General features: G+C 67.9%; 16 protein-coding genes. 6 read left to right on the top strand and 10 right to left on the bottom strand.

The window, feature by feature from the left end; genetic code table 11:
- Window positions 1-24: 24 nt before the first annotated feature.
- The 4 genes from msrP to QTI51_RS00885 all read right to left on the bottom strand — a co-directional run bounded on the left by msrP (window position 25) and on the right by QTI51_RS00885 (window position 5,482).
- Window positions 25-1,047 (bottom strand): protein-methionine-sulfoxide reductase catalytic subunit MsrP, encoded by a 1,023-nt coding sequence (msrP, locus tag QTI51_RS00900; protein WP_116912218.1) that lies wholly within the window; start codon window positions 1,045-1,047, stop codon window positions 25-27.
- A 116-nt stretch (window positions 1,048-1,163) separates the two neighbouring features.
- Complete coding sequence (gene ccsB, locus QTI51_RS00895) at window positions 1,164-2,480, bottom strand: c-type cytochrome biogenesis protein CcsB (RefSeq protein WP_286513334.1); 1,317 nt, start codon at window positions 2,478-2,480, stop codon at window positions 1,164-1,166.
- Complete coding sequence (locus tag QTI51_RS00890; RefSeq protein ID WP_286513336.1) at window positions 2,477-4,651, bottom strand: cytochrome c biogenesis protein ResB; 2,175 nt, start codon at window positions 4,649-4,651, stop codon at window positions 2,477-2,479. Before QTI51_RS00890 ends, ccsB begins: the two co-directional genes overlap by 4 nt.
- Before the next feature lie 153 nt (window positions 4,652-4,804).
- The gene (locus QTI51_RS00885) at window positions 4,805-5,482 is read right to left on the bottom strand and encodes a c-type cytochrome (RefSeq protein WP_116912221.1); all 678 of its coding nucleotides are present in this window, start codon (window positions 5,480-5,482) and stop codon (window positions 4,805-4,807) included.
- A 79-nt stretch (window positions 5,483-5,561) separates the two neighbouring features.
- On the opposite strand from QTI51_RS00885, the gene yihA reads away from it, so the two are divergent.
- On the top strand, window positions 5,562-6,347 hold the full coding sequence (gene yihA, locus QTI51_RS00880) for a ribosome biogenesis GTP-binding protein YihA/YsxC (protein ID WP_286513340.1): 786 nt from the start codon (window positions 5,562-5,564) through the stop codon (window positions 6,345-6,347).
- An 84-nt stretch (window positions 6,348-6,431) separates the two neighbouring features.
- Complete coding sequence (locus tag QTI51_RS00875; RefSeq protein WP_286513342.1) at window positions 6,432-7,346, top strand: alpha/beta fold hydrolase; 915 nt, start codon at window positions 6,432-6,434, stop codon at window positions 7,344-7,346.
- Between the two features lie 45 nt (window positions 7,347-7,391).
- Here QTI51_RS00875 and QTI51_RS00870 read toward each other — a convergent pair whose 3' ends face one another.
- Window positions 7,392-8,276 (bottom strand): LpxL/LpxP family acyltransferase, encoded by an 885-nt coding sequence (locus tag QTI51_RS00870; RefSeq protein ID WP_286513344.1) that lies wholly within the window; start codon window positions 8,274-8,276, stop codon window positions 7,392-7,394.
- On the bottom strand, window positions 8,273-9,163 hold the full coding sequence (locus tag QTI51_RS00865; RefSeq protein WP_286513347.1) for a lysophospholipid acyltransferase family protein: 891 nt from the start codon (window positions 9,161-9,163) through the stop codon (window positions 8,273-8,275). The genes QTI51_RS00870 and QTI51_RS00865 overlap by 4 nt, the downstream gene beginning before the upstream one ends.
- Before the next feature lie 219 nt (window positions 9,164-9,382).
- Here QTI51_RS00865 and metK point away from each other — a divergent pair, with 219 nt between their 5' ends.
- Window positions 9,383-10,564: a methionine adenosyltransferase gene (gene metK, locus QTI51_RS00860; RefSeq protein WP_116912226.1), complete on the top strand. Its 1,182-nt coding sequence runs from the start codon at window positions 9,383-9,385 to the stop codon at window positions 10,562-10,564.
- A 27-nt stretch (window positions 10,565-10,591) separates the two neighbouring features.
- Here the strand turns inward: metK and QTI51_RS00855 are convergent, their stop codons facing one another.
- A complete protein-coding gene (locus QTI51_RS00855; protein WP_286513352.1) occupies window positions 10,592-12,037 on the bottom strand; it encodes a sensor histidine kinase in 1,446 nt (481 codons plus the stop codon).
- A 1-nt stretch (window position 12,038) separates the two neighbouring features.
- Window positions 12,039-12,713: a response regulator transcription factor gene (locus tag QTI51_RS00850; RefSeq protein ID WP_286513354.1), complete on the bottom strand. Its 675-nt coding sequence runs from the start codon at window positions 12,711-12,713 to the stop codon at window positions 12,039-12,041.
- 171 nt (window positions 12,714-12,884) lie between these two features.
- Here QTI51_RS00850 and QTI51_RS00845 point away from each other — a divergent pair, with 171 nt between their 5' ends.
- Genes QTI51_RS00845 through QTI51_RS00835 form a run of 3 tightly spaced genes read left to right on the top strand, consistent with a single transcriptional unit; the run spans window position 12,885 to window position 15,669 of the window.
- Window positions 12,885-13,913, top strand: coding sequence for an ABC transporter substrate-binding protein (locus tag QTI51_RS00845; protein WP_116912229.1), 1,029 nt, complete (start codon window positions 12,885-12,887; stop codon window positions 13,911-13,913).
- A gap of 2 nt (window positions 13,914-13,915) precedes the next feature.
- Window positions 13,916-14,749: an ABC transporter ATP-binding protein gene (locus QTI51_RS00840; protein ID WP_286513753.1), complete on the top strand. Its 834-nt coding sequence runs from the start codon at window positions 13,916-13,918 to the stop codon at window positions 14,747-14,749.
- Between the two features lie 47 nt (window positions 14,750-14,796).
- Window positions 14,797-15,669 carry an ABC transporter permease gene (locus tag QTI51_RS00835; protein ID WP_116912231.1) on the top strand — a complete coding sequence of 291 codons (873 nt, stop codon included), beginning with the start codon at window positions 14,797-14,799 and terminating at the stop codon, window positions 15,667-15,669.
- 121 nt (window positions 15,670-15,790) lie between these two features.
- Here QTI51_RS00835 and QTI51_RS00830 read toward each other — a convergent pair whose 3' ends face one another.
- Together QTI51_RS00830 and QTI51_RS00825 are read right to left on the bottom strand one after the other, a co-directional pair.
- Entirely contained in the window at window positions 15,791-17,947 is a 2,157-nt protein-coding gene (locus QTI51_RS00830) for a TonB-dependent receptor domain-containing protein (RefSeq protein WP_286513361.1), read from the bottom strand.
- Between the two features lie 37 nt (window positions 17,948-17,984).
- Window positions 17,985-19,526 carry an esterase-like activity of phytase family protein gene (locus QTI51_RS00825; protein ID WP_286513363.1) on the bottom strand — a complete coding sequence of 514 codons (1,542 nt, stop codon included), beginning with the start codon at window positions 19,524-19,526 and terminating at the stop codon, window positions 17,985-17,987.
- Window positions 19,527-19,533 lie beyond the last annotated feature (7 nt).

Raw genomic sequence — 19,533 nt, 5'->3', positions numbered from 1 at the left:
GCGGCGAGTGCGCGGCGCGCGTGCTCAGAAGTTCTTCTTCAGGTCCATGCCCGCATACAGCTGGCCGACCTGGGCTTCGTAGCCGTTGAACATCTCGGTCTTGCGCCGCTTGGCGAACAGCCCGCCGCCGTCGCCGATGCGCCGCTCGGTGGCCTGGCTCCAGCGCGGATGGTCGACGTTGGGATTCACGTTCGAATAGAAGCCGTACTCGTTGGCCGCCGCCTTGTTCCACGCGGTGCTCGGCTCCTTGTCGACGAAGCGGATCTTCACGATCGACTTGGCCGACTTGAAGCCGTACTTCCATGGCACCACCAGGCGCACCGGCGCGCCATTCTGGTTGGGCAGCACCTCGCCGTACATGCCGAAGGCCAGCAGCGTGAGCGGGTGCATGGCCTCGTCCATGCGCAGGCCTTCGGTGTAGGGCCAGTCGAGCACGCGCGAGCCGACGAAGGGCATGGTCTTGGGGTCGGCCAGCGTCACGAACTCGACGAACTTGGCGCCGCTTTGCGGCTCGACCTTCTTGATCAGTTCCGCCAGCGAGTAGCCGACCCACGGAATCACCATCGACCAGCCCTCGACGCAGCGCAGGCGGTAGATGCGCTCTTCCTGCGCACTGAGCTTCAGCAGGTCTTCGATGCCGTACTTGCCCGGCTTCTTGACCAGCCCTTCGATCTCCACGGTCCAGGGCCGCGTCTTCAGCGTGCCGGCGTTCTTGGCCGGGTCTGCCTTGTCGGTGCCGAACTCGTAGTAGTTGTTGTAGGTGGAGGCGTCCTTGTAGTCGGTGAGCTTGTCCATCGACATGGCGCCGGGCACCGCCGACTTGGCGCCCGCCAGCGCCTCGAGCTTGTTCGGGCGCACGGTCTGCGCCACCGCCTCGCGAGAGGCGAAGCCCGCCAGCGCGGCTCCGGCGGCGCCGCCGGCCATGAGCTTCAGCAGGTCGCGGCGGCCTTCGTAGTCGGCGCGCGGGGTGATCTCGCTCGACAGCGGATGGACGAAGCCGTTGTCGCTGCTGATGCTCTTGCGGACCGGGCGGGAATGGAACGACATGACAGGCCTTTCGCGTGAATCGTTGTACTCAGGGTAGTTCGTGACGTGCCCTGGTTTGGTTACGCGCCATCGCGGCGCGTGGTTTCAATTCTTCGCGAAAGCCCGCGAGCTTGTGGCTACAGCGTGCCGTAGCTGTGCAATCCACTCAGGAACATGTTCACGCCGAGAAAGGCGAAGGTCGTGACCGCCAGCCCGCCCAGCGCCCACCAGGCCGCCACGGTGCCGCGCAGGCCCTTCACGAGCCGCATGTGCAGCCAGGCCGCGTAGTTGAGCCAGACGATCAGCGCCCAGGTTTCCTTCGGGTCCCAGCTCCAGTAGCCGCCCCAGGCGTCGGCCGCCCACAGCGCGCCCAGCACGGTAGCGATGGTGAAGAAGGCGAAGCCGACGGTGATCGACTTGTACATCACGTCGTCCAGCACCTCGTTGGCCGGCAGCCGCGCCGCGATGCGCTTGCGCCCCAGCAGGATGCCGGCCGCGATCAGCGCCGAGATGCCGGCGTACACCACCCAGTAGCTGCCGCCGGCCTCCTGCACGCGCTGGCGGAAGGCCACCGGCACGAAGCACAGCGCCACGCCCAGCAGCCAGATCGGCGTGAGCTTGTACCAGCGCTTTTCCTCGGCCTGCTCCTTGATGAGGTAGGCGAAGGCCACCATGGCAGCGAGCGAGAAGGTGCCGTAGCCGATGAAGTTGGCGGGCACGTGCAGCTTCATCCACCAGCTCTGCAGCGCAGGCACCAGCGGCTGGATTTCATGCGCCTCGCGCACGATCGTGTACCAGAGCAGAAAGCCCACCGCCGCGCTCACCACCAACATCACGAAGGCACCGAGCGCGCGCGTGTTGTAGCGCTCTTCGAAGTACAGGTAGAACGCTGCCGTGAGCCAGCAGAACAGCACGAACACCTCGTACAGGTTGCTCACCGGGATGTGGCCGATGTCCGGGCCGAGCTGGTGGCTTTCGTACCAGCGCACCATGGTGCCGATGAGCGCCATGGTCACCGCGGCCCAGGCCAGGCGCGAGCCGATGGCGTCGAAGGTGTCGGCCTGCTTGCCGCCGAAGAAGCCGAGCCAGTAGAAGATCGTGCTCATGAAGAACAGCACGCTCATCCACAGGATGGCCGACTGGCTCGACAGGACGTACTTCAGCCAGAACACCGTGTCGGCGCGCGCCAGGTCGCCCTGGTACGAGCTGATGGCCAGCAGCGAGGCGGCCGCGACCACCAAGGCCAGCACGCGCAACGGCCGCCAGAACCAGCCGATGGAGATCATGGCGATCACCGCGGCGGCGAGGATCGGCTTCTCGTAGTAGTCCATCGATCCCGCGTAGCGCGTGAACGCGAACAGGCCGCCGGCCAGCACCAGCGCCGCGAACACCCAGTCGAACAGGTTGCGGCGCGAGAGCCAGCTTTCATTGAGCGTGAGGGTCGTGGTGTTCATGGTGTCGCCGTTGGTTCTTTGTCCATTGCGAGCAGCTTGTGCTTGAGATGCTCGAATTCGCGGTCGCTGTCGATGGTCTTGCGATTGACCGAAAAGGCCATCGTGGCGGCCGTGTGCGCGTCTGCGGGGCTCGTGCCGTCGGGCGTGAGCCACACCCACAGGCGGCGCTCGCGAACGTACAGCATGGCAAAAATACCGACGATCAGCAACAGGCAGCCCAGATACACCACATTCTTGCCGGGCGCGCGCGCCACCTGGAACACGCTGGCCTGCACCTGGGTGAAGTCGGTCATCATCATCGCGACCGGGGCCGGATAGAAGTGCGCGTCGCTGATGGCAAGCACGGCCTGCGTCAGGTAGGCCTGCGACTTCTCGTCGTTGGGCAGCGCGGCCAGGCCGGCGCCTTCGCGGCTGAGGTTGAGCACCTCGAACAGCACGTCGTTCAATATGCGCACCAGCACGCCGCCGGCGCGCTCGCGCTCGGCCTCGGGCACGTTGACCTCCATGAACTCGGCAATCGCCTGCCAGCCGCCCACGGTGGTGGCGTCGGCCTTGGCACGCTCGCTGCCCGCGAACAGCGCCAGCGCGCGCGTGGCCGACACGCGCAGCTGCCCGGCCATCTCGGGGCGCTGCGGATCGCTCGCCTTGGCGATGTAGCGTTCGATGGCGCGCGCGCGGGTGTCGGCGTCGCCCAGCGCGGTGCGCATGCGCACGAAGCCGTCCATGGAGCCCTGGTCGTCGGCCGGCACGCGCAGGTAGCGGAACGGGTCCTCGGGCTTCTCGCGCATGCCCAGCAGGAACACGGGCTGGCCGTCGCCGGTGTCCACCGGCACCATGTAGTTCTGGTACTCGCGCGCCTGGCCGGAGGCGTCGCGCAGCTTGTAGCCGATGCTCGGCCCGATGTTGCGCAGCACCTTCGGCTTGTTGACCTTGTTGGCCGCGCCCAGGCGCGACTCGATGTCGTGGCGCAGGTCGACCTTGCGCACGTCGGCACCGCTCGTAAGGGCGCCGGCATCGGCGAAGTTCTCGACGTTGATCACCCGCAGCGCGGCGTACTCGAGCGTGAGCTTGTCCTTGCCGTTAGTGATCTCGGTGCTCGGGCCGCCGATGACGCCTTCCACCTCGAAGGGCTTGGCCGCGGCCGCCATCGGCACCGCCTTGAGCTTCACCTTGGAGCCGCCGTCGTCGAAGCTCGACTGGTAGATCTCCACGCCCTTGTAGCTGGCCGGGTGGTTCACCTCGATGCGCGCGGGCACCGACTCGCCGGTCTCGCGGTCGTGCAGCACCACCTCGCTGGCGAACAGCTTGGGCATGCCGGTGGAGTAGTAGTCGACGATGAACTTCTTCAGCTCGATGGAGAACGGCAGCTCCTGCAGCAGCACGCCGTCGGCCTGGTTCAGGATGGCCACGCTGCCCTGCCCGCCCTCGGGCACGAGGATGTTGCCGCGGAAGGTCGGGTTGCTGGCGGACAGCCGGTACTGCGGCGGCACGTCGGCGATCATGCCGCCGCCGGTGAACACGCTCTTGCCGTTGAACCAGGTCTGCGCGCGCACCATGAGGTCGCCGTCGAGCAGGCCGCCGATGCACACCAGCACGATGGCGCTGTGCGCCGCGATGTAGCCCAGCTTGTGCGCGCCGCCCGCGCGCGCCGCGACCATCCAGCCCGCGGCCGTCGAGCGGCTGCCGCCGGTGGCTTCGCGCTGCTGCAGCTTGACCTTCCAGCCGCCGCTCACCAGCAGCTGGCCGATGCGGTTGGCCGCGGCCTCGGGCGTTTCGCCCAGGCGGTTTTCAGCGCGCTGGCCGAAGGCCTTCAGGCTCTGCGCGCGAATGTCTTCCTTGAAGGTCTTCAGGTCGACGAGGATGCGCGGAGTGTTGCGCGCGATGCACAGCGAGGTGCTGATCACCAGGAACAGCAGGATCAGCAGGAACCACCAGGCGCTGTAGACCGCGTCGAGCCTGGCCGCGCGAAACAGCTCGGCCCAGAACGGCCCGAACTGGTTGATGTAGTTGTTGATGGGCTCGTGCTGCTTGAGCACGGTGCCGATGATCGACGCGATGCAGATGACGGTGAGCAGCGCGATCGCGAAGCGCATCGACGAAAACAGCTCCACCGCCGCGCGAAGCACCTGCGGGCCGCGATGAACGCGAAGGCCATGTGTGGAGACGGACATCGGGCGAGAGAAATGAGGAAAGAAAGAGAAGGAAAAACAAAAGGGCGGGCCATCCTGCTGGATCGGCCCGCCCTTTGTTGGGGTGTTGTTATCGGCGGTTAGTTCAAGCGCTTCACGCGCATCAGACCTGACGGACCCGACAACGCGTGTTCATCAGCGCAGGCCGGCAATGTAGTCGGCCACGGCCCTGATCTCGCGGTCGTTGAGCTTGGCGGCCACGCCGGTCATGGGGGCGCTGTTCAGGCGCACGTTGTCGCGAAACGCAGTGAGCTGGGCCACGGTGTACTCGGCGTTCTGGCCACCCAGGCGCGGGTACTGGGCGGGAATGCCGGCGCCGTTGGGGCTGTGGCAGCCGGCGCAGGCCGGGATCTGCCGGTCGCCGATGCCGCCGCGGTAGATCTTCTCGCCCATGGCGATGGTGTCCTTGTCTTTCGAGAAGCCCGGCTTGACCTTCTTCGAGCCCACGAACCAGGCGATGTTGCGCATATCTTCTTCAGACAGCGCCGAAGCCAGCGGCTTCATGATCGCGCTCTTGCGCTTGCCGGACTTGAAGTCTTCCAGCTGCTTGAGGATGTACTCGGGGTGCTGTTGCGCCAGCTTGGGGTTGGCCGCAATGGCGGAGTTGCCGTCGGCGTTGTGGCATGAAGCGCAGCTCTGGCTGTTGGCCGGCGTTGCGTTGAACACCGTGTCGCCCTTGGCCGGGTCGGGCTTGGGGGGCTTCGCGGGCGCCGCTGCCGCACTGGGCGCTGCCGCATGTTCATCGGCTGCAAGACTCGCGCTGGCTGCAAGACCCACGAGGGCTGCAAGCAGAATATTGGCAAACAACTTCATATCGGGGGGCTTCGCTTCGAATTTATTGGCGCAAAACCTCACGATTCTACAATGTGGGTCTAGTTTCGAAAGTCCGTAGATGCCCTCCCCGCGCGCCAAGCCCGCTGCCTATCCTCCCCGCGCGGCGCCCGCCGCGGACCCCCAGGTCGCCGAACGCGAACGCGTGGCCCTGGGCTGGTTGCACACCGCCCACTTCCTCACCAGCGCTCCACAGCTCGAGCATCTGCCCCCGGTCGACCTTCCCGAGATCGCCTTCGTAGGCCGCTCCAACGCGGGCAAGTCGACCGCCATCAACACGCTGACGCAGCAGACGCGCCTGGCCTTCGCCTCGAAGACGCCGGGCCGCACGCAGCACATCAACCTGTTCGGCATCGGCAAGCAGAAGGTCGACGACGCCGTGCTGGCCGACCTGCCCGGCTACGGCTACGCGGCCGTGCCCAGGGAAGCCAAGCTGCGCTGGCAGCGCGTGATGGGCAACTACCTGATGACGCGCGAAAGCCTGCGCGGCGTGGTGCTCATGTGCGACCCGCGCCACGGCCTCACCGAGCTCGACGAGATCCTGCTCGACGTGATCCGTCCGCGCGTGGAACAAGGCCTGAAGTTCCTCGTGCTGCTGACCAAGTCCGACAAGCTCACGCGCACCGAGGCCGCCAAGGTGTTGTCGATTACGCGACTGAACGCCGGCGGCGGCGAGGTGAAACTGTTCTCCGCCCTGAAGAAGCAGGGCGTCGGCGAGGCCGCTGAACTGTTGTGGCGCTGGGTGCATCCGGAAGGGGCTGCGGCACCCGCACCATCCGGAGCTTCAGCCGAAGCATCAGACACGCCGGACACGCCGGACACGCCGGAGCCGCCCGAAGAAACCTGACCCCGGCTAGGCTGCAGCGGCCGTCCAGCGTGCGAAGTTCACTATCAAAAGAATAGCGACAGTCAACCCAAGGAGACAAGAAGCATGACCGAGACCTTCCAACGCAGCCTGCCCAACGGCACCACCCTGAGCTGCCGCGCCGCCGGCAAGCCGGGGCAGCCGCTGATGGTGTTCCTCCACGGCTTCCCCGAAGCCGCGTTCATCTGGGACGAGCTGCTCGACTACTTCTCGGACCCGGCCCATGGCGGCTACCGCTGCGTGGCGCCCAACCTGCGCGGCTTCGAGCAATCGAGCGCACCCACCGATGTGGCTGCGTACAAGCCGCACCTGCTGATCCAGGACATCCAGCAGCTCGTCGCCACCGAAAGCGCCGACGGCACCATGGCCGCGCTGGTGGCGCACGACTGGGGCGGCGCCTTCGGCTGGGGCTACGCCAATGCGTTCCCGGCGCAGCTGGGCAAGCTGGTCATCATCAATTCGCCGCACCCGGGCACCTTCACCCGCGAGCTGCGCAACAACCCGGCGCAGCAGCAGGCCAGCGCGTACATGAACTTTCTCGCGCGCCCCGACGCCGAGGCCTTGCTCGCAGCCGACGACTTCAAGCGCATGTGGCCCTTCTTCACGCTGATGAAGGCCGGCCCCGACGGCTTCGGCTGGCTGACGGAAGAAGTGAAGCAGAAGTACCGCGAGGTGTGGGGCGCGGGCCTCACTGGCGCGTGCAACCTCTACCGCGTGACGCCGATGAAGCCGCCGCTGCCCGGCCAGACCATCGACGGCATTCCCGTGCTGCCGCGAGAGCGGCTCACGGTGAACGTACCAACCTTCGTGTTCTGGGCGCTCGACGACGCGGCGCTGCTGCCCGGCCTGCTCGAAGGGCTGGACGACTACGTGCCCAGCCTCGAGATCAAGAAGGTGCCGAACGCGACCCACTGGATCGTGCACGAGCAGCCGCAGCTGGTGGCGCGCGAGATCGAGGCGTTTCTTCAGCGCGCCCCATAAAACACCAAGGCACCAAGGCACCGAAGCACCGGGAGTGCCCGGTGCTCAGTAGATGGGCGGGTCGCCTTCAGGCCGCGTCTTGAAGCGGCGGTGCACCCAGTAGTACTGGGCCGGCATCGTATCGATGTAGCCCTGCAGGCGCTCGTTCATGAGCGCCGTGTCGGCCTCGACATCGTCAGTCGGAAAGTTCTGCCACGTCGGCAGCACCTGGATCTCGTAGCCACCCGGCGTGAGCCTGGACACCACCGGCACCACCTTCGCCTTGCCCAGCCGCGCGAAGCGCGAGAGCGAGGGCACGGTGGCCGCCTGCACGCCGTAGAACGGCACGAAGATGGTCTGGTCGCGCCCGAAGTCCATGTCGGGCAGCAGGTACAGCAGGCCGCCCTTGCGCAGGCCCTGCAGCACCGGCTTGATGCCGTCCACCCGGTTCAGCGCGGCCACGTCGCCGAAGCGCGTGCGGCCTTCGCGGATCCAGGCGTCGACCATCGGATCGCGCTGGGTCGTGTAGATGGTGGCCGAGGGGCGCGCCGTGTGCATGGTGAGCGCAGTGGCCGCGGCATCGAGCCCGTAGAAGTGCGGCGCGAACAGGATCATGGGCGCGTGGCCATCGGCGATCTCGCGAATTTCAGAGGCCGCGCCCACCACCTTCAGCCGGCTCGCGACCACCTTCTCGGGCGCATGCCAGAGCCAGCCGCGGTCCAGCCACGACTGCGCCACGTACACGAAGGTTTCACGCGCCATGGCGCGGCGCTCGGCTTCGGATTTCTGCGGAAAGCACACCGCGAGGTTGGTGTCGACCACGCGCCGCCGCGGCACGGCCACGGTGTGCAGGATGCGGCCCAGGACGCGGCCGAAGCCACGCACGAGCGGCAAGGGCAGCGGCGCAATCGCGCGCATGAAGCCGATGCCGAGCCGGGAACCGAAGCTCATGCTGCCTCCCCGGTGGCCGCGGTGACGCGCTCGGCGCGCGGCTCCTTGTAGCGGGCGTAGTCCCACACGTACTGGCCCGGCAGGCTGTGGATCAGCCGGCCGATGCCGTCGTTCATGGCGGCGGCGGCATCCTCGATGGACGCCGAAGGGTCGGTCAGCGCGGTGCCCACGATGGGCTCGAAGCGAATCACGTAGCCCGCGCCGCGCGGCAGGCGCTCGCACACGCTCAGGAAGCAGGCCGCGCCGGTTTGTTGCGCGAGACGGGGAAGCAAGGTCATGGTGTACGCGGGCCGGCCGAGAAACGGGGCCCACACGCCCTGCCCCAGCGGCGGCACCTGGTCAGGCAGGATGCCGGTGTAGCCGCCGCCGCGCAGCGTACGGATCAGGCCGCGCACGCCGCTGTTGTTGGTGGGCAGGGTCTGCAGGCCGGGGCGGTCGCGCGAGCCGGCGGCAATCAGGTCGGCCATCCACTTCTTGCGCGCCGGGCGAAACAGCGCGGTGATGGGCCCGTAGGCCGCCAGGAAGCGCTCGCCGATGGCCTGGCCGCACATTTCCCAGCTGCCCAGGTGCGGCGCCACAAGGATCACGCCCTTCTTCGCCTGCATGGCGGCCTCGAAGGCCTCGACGCCTTCCCAGCGCACCACGCGGTCCAGCACGGTCTGCCCGTGCGGGCGCAGCCACAGCCATGGCAGCTCGGAGGCCATCTTGCCGGCGGCGGCGATGGCGGGACGGTATTGGTCGGGCGCGAAACCCGCGCTTTCGGCGTTGGCCCTGAAGCGGCGGCGATAGCCCGGCGCGCTCCACCAGACCAGCCAGCCCAGCAACGCGCCGAGCCGATGCATCAACGGCATCGGCACGCGGGCAAGCAGGCGGAACAGGGTGATCATTGAAAACGGGTGGGGGGGTCAAAAAACGGACGCGCGCGCATGGTATGCGCGGCTCGAATAGAATCCAAATTGTCGCCGAGTTACGGAACAACTTGCAGGGCGACACACACAAGCGCAAAGGCGATTGTGCCCCGTCGATTCGTCGACATCTGCTAAAGCGTTCGCCAGGGCTCCGCAGAGTTGGCAACGCGCCAAATCACTTCAAGGAGCTTTGAACAAATGGCGAACGACTTCCTCTTCACTTCCGAATCCGTCTCCGAAGGCCACCCCGACAAGGTCGCCGACCAGATCTCGGATGCCATCCTGGACGCGATCTTCGAGCAGGACCCCCGCAGCCGCGTGGCCGCCGAAACGCTGACCAACACCGGCCTCGTGGTGCTGGCGGGTGAAATCACCACCAACGCGCACGTCGACTACATCCAGGTGGCGCGCGACACCATCAAGCGCATCGGCTACGACAACACCGACTACGGCATCGACTACAAGGGCTGCGCGGTGATGGTCTGCTACGACAAGCAGTCCAACGACATCGCCCAGGGCGTCGACCACGCCTCCGACGACCACCTGAACACCGGCGCCGGCGACCAGGGCCTGATGTTCGGCTACGCCTGCGACGAAACGCCCGAGCTGATGCCCGCGCCCATCTACTACGCGCACCGCCTCGTGGAGCGCCAGGCCCAGCTGCGCAAGGACGGCCGCCTGCCCTTCCTTCGCCCCGACGCCAAGAGCCAGGTCACGATGCGCTACGTGGACGGCAAGCCCCACAGCATCGACACCGTGGTGCTCTCCACGCAGCACCACCCCGACCAGAGCGAAACGCCGACCAAGATGAAGGCCTCGTTCAACGAAGCCATCATCGAAGAAATCATCAAGCCCGTGCTGCCCAAGGAATGGCTGCAGAACACGCGCTACCTGATCAACCCGACCGGGCGCTTCGTCATCGGCGGCCCGCAGGGCGACTGCGGCCTCACCGGCCGCAAGATCATCGTGGACACCTACGGCGGCGCCTGCCCGCACGGCGGCGGCGCGTTCTCGGGCAAGGACCCGTCGAAGGTCGACCGCTCGGCCGCCTACGCCGCGCGCTACGTGGCCAAGAACATCGTGGCCGCGGGCCTGGCGCGCCAGTGCCAGATCCAGGTGGCATACGCCATCGGCGTGGCACAGCCGATGAACATCACGGTCTACACCGAAGGCACCGGCGTGATCTCGGACGAGAAGATTGCAGAGCTGGTGCGCGAGCACTTCGACCTGCGGCCGAAGGGCATCATCCAGATGCTCGACCTGCTGCGCCCGATCTACCAGAAGACCGCCGCCTACGGCCACTTCGGCCGCGAAGAGCCCGAGTTCACCTGGGAAGCCACCAACCAGGCCGCCGCGCTGCGCGCAGCCGCCGGCCTGTAAGTCCATGAGCCTGTGAAGCCGTAAGGCTCAGCCAGGCGCTTGCGCTTCGCTCGCCGGCCCCGCCGGCGGAAAGCGCACCGTGACCAGCAGCCCGCTCGCTTCGCGCGGGTTGGCTGCCAGGTCCACATTCGCCTCGAAGGCCCGCGCAATCTCGCGCACGATGGCCAGGCCCAGCCCGGTTCCCTCGGTGTCCTGGGCCACGCGGTAGAAGCGCTCGAACACCCGTTCGCGCACCTCGGGCGCAATGCCCGGGCCGTTGTCTTCCACGGTCAATTCGACCGCGCCTTCCGCTCCCACACGCCTCACGCCCACGGTCACGCGGCCGCCTTCCTGCGTGTAGCGCAGCGCGTTGTCCAGCAGGTTGCCCGCCAGCGCGTCGAGCAGCGCGGGCTGCGCCAGCACGACGGCCTCCTGCGCGGCTTCGAGCCCCAGGTCGATGCGCCGCCGGTCTGCCAGCGCGGCCAGCTGCTCGACGCAGCGAAGCGCCACCGCCGCCAGGTCGACCCGCTCCAGCCGCGTGTGCGCGTCGCCGTGCTCGGCCTGCGCGAGCAGCAGCAGCTTGTTGGTCACGTCGACCAGCCGGCGGTTGCTGGTCTGCATGGCGACCCACATCGCGTCCATGTCGGCGCGGCGCGTGTCCCATTCGCCGCGGTGCTGGCGCGTGTAGCGCGCGAACTCGATCTGCGAGGCCTGCATGGCCAGCGGGGTGCGCAGCTGGTGCGCCGCGTCGGCGATGAAGCGGCGCTGCGCCTCCGAATGCGCCTTCAACTGGCCGACGAAGCGGTTGATGGTGTCGGCCACCGGGCGCAGCTCGCTGTGCAGCGCGGCCGGGTCCACCACCAGGTCGAGGTGCAGCGGATCGCGCTGCGCGAGCTGCTGGCGCAGCCGCACGATGGGGCGCAGCTCCAGCGTCAGCGCCGCCACGGCCAGCACGATGGCCAGCACCAGCGCAATCAGCAGGTACTCCATCGAGGGCCACCACAGCGTGCGCAGCATGTGGTCGCGGCTGCCCTCGGTCTTGCCGACGGCGATGGTGATGTCGCGCGACCCCGCGGACTCGTACATCGCGCGCGTGGTGACCACCGCACGCAGCGGCTGGCCGGCAAAGTGCGTGTCGTACCACTGCGCGCGGTCCACGCCTTCGGGCTTGCGCACGGCGGGCAGCGGAAAGTCGGGCGAGCCGGCCAGCAGCTCGCCGTTGGCGCCTGTCACGCTGAGGAACACGCGGTCGCGCTCGGGCGACACGAACAGGCTCAGCGCCGAAGGCGGCACGCTGGCCTGCACGTCGTCGCCCTCCCAGATCAGCCGGTCGGACAGCACCTTGGCCGACGACAGCAGGTCGTGGTCCTGCACGTAGTCGGCCACCTCCGCGGCGTTGCGCCAGTTCAGGTAGCCGCACAGCGCCACGAACACCGACAGCGGCAGCAGCAGCCACAGCGCGAGCCGCAGGCGAAGGCTGGCGCGCCCGGGCACCCTAGTCTTCCTGGCGCGTGCGCAGCAGGTAGCCCACGCCGCGCAACGTGATGATGGTCGCCTGGCTCGCCTCTAGCTTCTTGCGCAGCCGGTGGATGTAGATGTCGACCGCGTCCGCGCTGGGCTCGTCGTCCAGCCCGAAGATCGCGTCGATCAGCGCCTGTTTCGACACCGTGCTGCCGGCCTTCAGCACCAGTGTTTCCAGCAGCGTGCGTTCGCGCGGCGGCAGCGCCAGCTCGTCGCCGGCCAGCGTGAACTGGCGCGTGCGCAGGTCGTAGCGCAGGTCGCCGCAGGCGATGTCGTTGGCCTTGCCCGGCATTTGCCGGCGCACCAGCACCTTGATGCGCGCCACCAGCTCGCGGATCTCGAAGGGCTTCACCAGGTAGTCGTCGGCGCCGATCTCCAGGCACAGCACCTTCTGGTCGAGCGACGCGGTGGCCGTGAGGATGATCACCGGCACCGTGTCGCCGCGCTCGCGCAAGCGGCGCAGCACGGCCTTGCCCGGCAGGCCGGGGATGTTGAGGTCCAGCAGCACCACGTCGTAGGCGGCCTGGGCCAGCAGCAGGTCGGCCGCCTCGCCGTTCTCGACATGGTCGACCACGAAGTCCTGCGCGCGCAGCAGGCTTGCGAGCCAGTGCGCGAGTTGCGGGTTGTCTTCGATCAGCAGGAGCTTCATGGGTCGCGGGGATGGCGGTGGATTCTAGGAAGCATGACGGCATCTGCGCCGGCCTAGGGATAACCATGAGGAATCGCGGCGCCCGCTGAAAGCTGGCCGAAGGATGCCGATTCCTAGACTGGCCCGGTCGCACACCCTCGTCGCACAACCCTACCGGAGACACAACAAGCCATGTCCGCCACCCGCCGCACCCTGCTCGCAGCCGCCCTTTGCACCGCCTTCGCCGCCGCGGCCCCGCTGGCCCAGGCCGCCGACGCGCCCATCACCATCATGGTGGGCGGCATCAACAAGATCATCTACCTGCCCGCCAAGCTCACCGAGGCGCTGGGCTACTTCAAGGACGAGGGGCTGAACGTGGAGCTGCAGTCGCAGCCCGCCGGCGTCGATGCCGAGAACCAGCTCATCGCCGGCGCCGTGCAGGGCGTGGTCGGGTTCTACGACCACACCATCGACCTGCAGAGCAAGGGCAAGGAGATCCAGGCCATCGCCGTGTTCTGCAAGGTGCCGGGCGAAGTGGAACTGGTGTCGACCAAGGCCGACGCCGCCGGCTTCAAGAGCATGGCCGACGCCAAGGGCGGCAAGACGCTGGGCGTGACCGGCCTGGGCTCGTCCACCGACTTCCTCACGCGCTACCTGGCCGACCGCGCCGGCGTGGCTTCGAAGGACTATTCGCTGCTGCCCGTGGGCGCAGGCAATACCTTCATCGCCGCCATGAAGCAGGACCGCATCCAGGCCGGCATGACCACCGAGCCCACCGTGTCGCAGATGCTGAAGACCGGCGACGCCAAGGTGCTGGTCGACCTGCGCACCGAGGCCGACACCGTCAAGGCCCTGGGCGGCCTGTACCCCGCGGCCAGCCTCTACGTGCAGAACACCTGGGCCGAGTCGCACAAGGCCGAGGCCGGCAAGCTGGCCCACGCCTTCGCGCGCACCATGGCCTACATCCACACCCACAGCGCCGAAGACATCGCCGAGAAGGTGCCGCGCGACTACTACGGCAACGACAAGGAGCTGTACATCACCGCCCTGAAGGCGTCGCTGCCCATGTTCACCACCGACGCGAAGATGCCCGCCGGCGGCCCCGAGACCGTGCTGAAGGTGCTCGCCACCTACAAGCCGCTGGTGAAGAGCAAGAACATCGACCTGTCGAAGACGTACAGCAACGCCTACCTGGCGAGCGCTGCAGTGGCGGCGAAGTGACCATGCGCGACGGCATTCCCTCCAGCAGCACCGGCGGCAGCAACACCAGCAGCAGCGCCGCGACCTCGGCCATCGACTTCGACGACGTCTCGCTGCGCTTCATCTCGCAGGACGGCAACGCGACGGTGGCGCTGCGCAACTTCAGCATGTCGGTGGCGCGCGGCGAGTTCGTCGCCATCGTCGGGCCCACGGGCTGCGGCAAGTCGACCACGCTGAACATGATCACCGGCCTGCTCAAGCCCACGGTGGGCGACGTGAAGGTCATGGGCCAGCCCGTGACGGGCGTGGACCCGCGCATCGGCTTCGTGTTCCAGGCCGACGCGGTGTTCCCGTGGCGCAGCGTGGAAGACAACGTGGCCGCCGGCCCGGTGTTCCGCGGCAAGCCGAAGAAAGAGGCGATGGCGCTCGCGCAGGAGTGGATCCACCGCGTGGGCCTGTCCAAGTTCGGCAAGCACTACCCGCACCAGCTCTCCGGCGGCATGCGCAAGCGCGTGGCGCTGGCGCAGACCTTCATCAACAACCCCGAGATCCTGCTGATGGACGAGCCTTTCTCCGCGCTCGACATGCAGACGCGCACGCTGATGCAGGACGAGCTGCTGCAGCTGTGGTCGGGCAACGGCGGCTGCGTGGTGTTCGTCACGCACGACCTGGAAGAAGCCATTGCCCTGGCCGACCGCGTGTTCGTGCTGTCGGCGCGCCCGGCCACGCTCAAGCGCGTGTACGAGATCGACCTGCCGCGCCCGCGCGTGATGTCCGAAGTGCGCTACGACAAGAAGTTCATCGAGCTGTCGAAGCACATCTGGGACGACCTGCGCGAAGAGGTGGTCATCCAATGAACACCGCCACGACAACTACAGCGACAACCACATCGGCAGCGAAGACCATGACGCCCTCCACCACCCCCGCGGCCGCCGTGCTGCCCTCGTCGCTCAGCGACGCCGCGCTGGCGCGCGAGTCCGAGGTCGCGCAGGCGGCCATTCGCGGGCGCCGCCGCATGATCATCGCGCTGCGGCTGGTGGTGCTGGTGGTGGCGCTCGGCGGCTGGGAGATCGCGGCGCGCCTGAAGTGGATCGACCCGTTCTTCTATTCGATGCCCTCGATGATCTACGACCAGCTCGTGGAGTGGATGCGCGACGGCACCTCGCAGGGCTCGCTGTGGATGCAGGTGGCGGTCACGCTGGAAGAAACCGTCATCGGCTTTCTCATCGGCTCGATCGCAGGCGTGCTGTGCGGCATCCTGCTCGGGCGCAACAAGCTGCTGTCGGACGTGTTCAGCCTGTACATCCAGATCGCCAACTCCATTCCGCGCGTGGTGCTCGGCTCGATCTTCGTGATTGCGCTGGGCCTGGGCATGGCCTCGAAGGTGGCGCTGGCGGTGGTGATGGTGTTCTTCGTGGTCTTCGGCAACGCCTTCCAGGGTGTGCGCGAGGCCGACAAGTACATGATCGCCAACGCGCAGATCCTCGGTGCCTCGCCGCGGCAGGTGACGATGTCGGTGGTCATTCCCTCGGCCATGTCGTGGATCCTCGCGAGCCTGCACGTGAGCTTCGGCTTTGCGCTGGTCGGTGCGGTGGTGGGCGAGTTTCTGGGCGCCAAGGAAGGCATCGGCCTGCTGATTTCCACGGCCCAGGGCGCCTTCAATGCAAGCGGCGTGTTCGCGGCAATGATCGTGCTGGCCGTGGTGGCGTTGGCTGCGGACTTCCTTCTCAGTTCTCTTGAGAAGCGGCTGTTGAAGTGGCGGCCTGCTGCGTTCTGACGACCTCTTGCTTCACACCTGAACGGCGGGGATCTCCCCGCCGTTTTTCTTTTCGCTGTTCGGGGCGGTGCACAGGCCGCCCTGTTCACCCGGGCACGCCGTGGCTCATGAGCGCCTCGAATCAGAACCGATAAGCGCCGCTCAACCCCACGGTCCAGTTGCGCCCCGCCGCGGGCTCGTAGTAACGGCCGTTGCCTTCATTGACGATCACCGACCCCACATAGCGCCGGTCGAACAGGTTGTCGATGCGCGCGAACGCGTTGAACTCCCAGCGCTCCCACTTCTTCAGATAGCCCGCATACACGGCGGCCACCGCATAGCCCGAGGCCACCGCGGTGTTGACGTCGTTGGCCTGGATGCGGCCCAGCGCGCGCATCTCCACGCCAGCCCGAAAACCCTCGGGTGGCACCCAGCCCAGCGACGCGAACAGCGACTGCCGCGCGATGCCCGGAATGCGGTTGCCCGCCGCCACCGTGTTCGCGGACGCGCAAGGCGACGGCGAACAGAACGCGTCGCGGTAGGTTGCGTCCAGCCATGTGTAGGCCAGTTGGGTGCGCCAGTGGTCGGCCGTTTCGTGCTGCCAACCCAGCTCGAAACCGTTGCGCTTCGTGCGGCCCGCGTTCTGGAACGTGGCACGGCCGCCGACGTTGGTGTCCGTCACGATCTCGTCGCGCGTGCGGGTCTGGAATAACGCCGCCGTCAACAGCCCACCCGCGAGCCGGGCCTTGGCGCCGAGCTCCATGCTGTCGTTCACCGAAGGCCGCAGCGCGAAGTTCAGGCCGCTGGCGCCGTTCGCGCGGTACGACAGCTCGTTGAGCGTCGGCGTCTCGAAGCCGCGGCCGATGGAGCCGTACAGCGCCAGGTCGGGCGTGGCCTGGTAGCGCAGCGAGGCCACGGGCAGCGTCTTGCTGTAGCGCGCGCTGCCGCTGTCGTCGCGGTTGGTGCCCACGATGTAGCGGTCCTGCGAGTTGAAGTGCACGCTGCTGCGGCGCACGCCGGCCTCCAGCGTCCAGCGGTCGGTGAAGCGCCAGCTGGCCTGCGCGTAGGGGTCGAGGTTCCACACCTCGTTGAGCTCGTTGCGCCGCAACCGCCCCTGCACGCCGAGCACCGGGTTGGAGACGGCGCCGACGTAGTTCTCGTAGCCCTTGCGCTTCTCGCGCAGGCTGTCGTAGCCCAGGCCGGCCACCACGTCGAAGGGCCGGTCGGCCAGGGTGAGCGCGGCGGTCCAGCGCAGGTCCACGCCGCCGTACTGCCGCGTCAGGTCGATCACGCCGCCGGCGTGCAGCGGGTTCTGCTGGGCCGAGGGTGGAATGGACTGGTACTGCGTGGTCTTGCGCTCGCCGCTGTAGAGCATCAGGCGCAGGCCCTGCTCGGCGTTGATGCGCCGCTCGTAGAGCAGGCCGACCTGCGTCTGCTCGACCGTCTTGCGCGTGTCGTACTGCGTGGCCAGCGGCGCGAGGCGCGGGGCCAGCGCGTACTGGTCGGCGGTGAGGCCCAGCGGGTCTTGCGCGTCGATGCGCACGCTGTTCATGAGCAGCGTGAGCTTGTCGCCGTTGTCCAGCGCAATGCCCAGCTTGCCGTTGGCGATGTCGCGCCGCGCGGCGCTGTGCTCGCGCCAGCCGTCGGTGTGGAAGCGGCTCGCGTCCAGCAGGTAGTCGACCGCGCCCTGCGAGCCGCTCAGTTGCAGCGACTGCCGCCAGGTGCCGAAGCTGCCGCCCGCGAGCGCGTAAGACAGCCGGGGCGCGCCCTCGCCCGAGGCGGTGAAGGCCTGCACCACGCCGCCCGACGAATTGCCGTAGAGCGCCGAGAAAGGCCCGCGCAGCACCTCGACACGGTCCAGCGAGCCGATGTCGATGTTCGAGGTCTGGCCCTGCCCGTCGGGCAAGGTGGCGGGAATGCCGTCGACGTACAGCCGCACGCCGCGCACGCCGAAGGTCGAGCGCGCGCCGAAGCCGCGGATCGACAGCTGCAGGTCTTGCGCGTAGTTCAGCCGGTTCTGCACCTGCAGCCCGGGCACCGCGCCCAGGCTTTCGGAAAGGTTCACCTGCAGGCGGCTGTCGCGCATCTCGCTGCCGTCGACGCGGTCGACCGAGCCGGGCACGTTGAAGGGCGTGACCTCGCCGCGCGGCGTGGTGACTGTGATTTCGCGCAGCGCGCCGGCGGGCTGGGCCTGGGCCTGTGCCTGCTCCTGCTTCAGTTCCTGCGCGCTGACGGGCAGCGCGGCAGGCAGCAACAGGCAGGCGGCGATGGCGGCAGGCGCGGCGGGTGAAGATTTCATCCCGCCGATTCTGCGGCCCCGCCGCCCGCGCGCGGCCTCAGGCTTTCACCGGGGGCAGCGCCAGCGGCTTGGGCAGCCGGATGCGGATGAACTCGTTGCCGTCCACCTTCGAAGGCAGGCGCGACGGCGAGCCCCCGGGGTAGTTGTTGTCGTTCACCAGCATCAGCGTCTGCGCGTCGACGATGGTCACCACCTCCACGCACTCCATCGGAAAGGTGAACACGCCGTCGATGGTCGCGTCGCCGCCGAGCGCCTTCGGGTCGCTCAGGTTCATCAGGTCGACGATTTCTTCCTTCTTCAGATAGCCGCTGCTGTCGACCTGCGTGAGGTCGATCTTGAACACGCGCTTGAAGCGCGCGGCATTGCGCGAGGTGCCCGAGGCCGCGAACTTGCCGGTGCGCACGTCGCCGGCGCCGCTGTCCTTCTCCACGACCAGGAACTCCTTGTCGTTGATGGCGACCATGTCGTTCACGCTGTAGACCTCGGTCTCCAGGTTGCCGTCGCCGTTGATGCGCTGGCCCGTGCTCACCTTGTAGGCGAAGGTGGCGGGCTCGAAGTTCTGCGAGCCCAGGTCGAACACGCTGACGATGCGCCGCTGCGGGTTGTCGCCGTTCAGCTCCTTCTCGTACATGGCATAGAGCTTGGTGCGGCTGGCGTTGATGGCCATGCTCTCCAGCCCGCCCGAGCCGCCCAGGTTGGCCACCGAGGTGTTCGACTGGATGTACGGGTTGTTGGGCGTCTGCACCAGCGGGTTGCTGCCCAGCCTGGCCAGGTTGGGCATCTGCACCTCGCGCGAGGCCAGGCGCCCCTTCGCGTCGAACTTCAAAAGGAAGGGGCCGAACTCGTCGCCGATCCAGAAGTTGCCCTGCGCGTCGAGCTGCAGCGACTCGGGGTCGATGTCGTAGCCCGTGAGCAGGCGCCCGCTGACGATGGCCGGGTCCACCGGCAGCGTCTGGCCGGCCGGCGACACCGAGGTGCCGGGGTAGCTGGCCATGTCGGCCACCGCCGGGTAGCCCAGGTTGCGGTTCGGGTCGCTCAGGCGGATGTAGCTGTCGGGCGTGAAGGACGCGAGCGCCTCGCCGGTCTGGAAGTTCGCCGGAATCACCTTGCCCTGCGCCCAGTCGAAGCGCACCGCGTAGATGTGCAGCAAGGCATCGGGCGAGGCGCCGCGACCGCCGAAGCCGTTGTCCTGCATCACGTAGAACACGCCCGCCATCGGGCTGGGGATCATGGCGGAGAAGCCCTGCATGGGCTGCTTGCCCTGGAACGGCAGCGTATAGCCGTAGGTGTCCCTGGCGCGCGCGAGGTCGCCGCCGGAAATGAACTGGCCCGAGGTGGGGCCGGCGACGTAGCTGTCGGCCGGCAGCACCGCGCGGCCGGTGAGCGTGGGCGCAGTCACCTCGGGTTCGACGGGGGCCGGGGCCGGCGCGGGGGGCGGCGGCGGCGCGGCGGGCACCGGTGCGGGTACCGGCAGGAACGGCAGGCCGCCGCCATTGCCGCCACCGCCGCAGCCGGCGAGCACGGCGCTGCCCGCGCCGAGCAGGAGGCCGCGGCGCTTGATCTTGGAATTCGAGTTCATGAAATGG

The sequence above is a fragment of the Variovorax sp. J22G73 genome (assembly GCF_030317035.1).
Lineage (GTDB): Bacteria > Pseudomonadota > Gammaproteobacteria > Burkholderiales > Burkholderiaceae_C > Variovorax.
The sequence above is the reverse complement of the archived record's forward strand: the minus strand, read 5'-3'. Positions and strand labels throughout refer to the sequence as shown.

Coding starts and splice junctions, on each gene's coding strand:
- msrP (WP_116912218.1), bottom strand. CDS start 1,047: ATGTCGTTCCATTCCCGCCCGGTCCGCAAGAGCATCAGCAGCGACAAC.
- ccsB (WP_286513334.1), bottom strand. CDS start 2,480: ATGAACACCACGACCCTCACGCTCAATGAAAGCTGGCTCTCGCGCCGC.
- QTI51_RS00890 (WP_286513336.1), bottom strand. CDS start 4,651: ATGTCCGTCTCCACACATGGCCTTCGCGTTCATCGCGGCCCGCAGGTG.
- QTI51_RS00885 (WP_116912221.1), bottom strand. CDS start 5,482: ATGAAGTTGTTTGCCAATATTCTGCTTGCAGCCCTCGTGGGTCTTGCA.
- yihA (WP_286513340.1), top strand. CDS start 5,562: ATGCCCTCCCCGCGCGCCAAGCCCGCTGCCTATCCTCCCCGCGCGGCG.
- QTI51_RS00875 (WP_286513342.1), top strand. CDS start 6,432: ATGACCGAGACCTTCCAACGCAGCCTGCCCAACGGCACCACCCTGAGC.
- QTI51_RS00870 (WP_286513344.1), bottom strand. CDS start 8,276: ATGAGCTTCGGTTCCCGGCTCGGCATCGGCTTCATGCGCGCGATTGCG.
- QTI51_RS00865 (WP_286513347.1), bottom strand. CDS start 9,163: ATGATCACCCTGTTCCGCCTGCTTGCCCGCGTGCCGATGCCGTTGATG.
- metK (WP_116912226.1), top strand. CDS start 9,383: ATGGCGAACGACTTCCTCTTCACTTCCGAATCCGTCTCCGAAGGCCAC.
- QTI51_RS00850 (WP_286513354.1), bottom strand. CDS start 12,713: ATGAAGCTCCTGCTGATCGAAGACAACCCGCAACTCGCGCACTGGCTC.
- QTI51_RS00845 (WP_116912229.1), top strand. CDS start 12,885: ATGTCCGCCACCCGCCGCACCCTGCTCGCAGCCGCCCTTTGCACCGCC.
- QTI51_RS00840 (WP_286513753.1), top strand. CDS start 13,916: ATGCGCGACGGCATTCCCTCCAGCAGCACCGGCGGCAGCAACACCAGC.
- QTI51_RS00835 (WP_116912231.1), top strand. CDS start 14,797: ATGACGCCCTCCACCACCCCCGCGGCCGCCGTGCTGCCCTCGTCGCTC.
- QTI51_RS00830 (WP_286513361.1), bottom strand. CDS start 17,947: ATGAAATCTTCACCCGCCGCGCCTGCCGCCATCGCCGCCTGCCTGTTG.
- QTI51_RS00825 (WP_286513363.1), bottom strand. CDS start 19,526: ATGAACTCGAATTCCAAGATCAAGCGCCGCGGCCTCCTGCTCGGCGCG.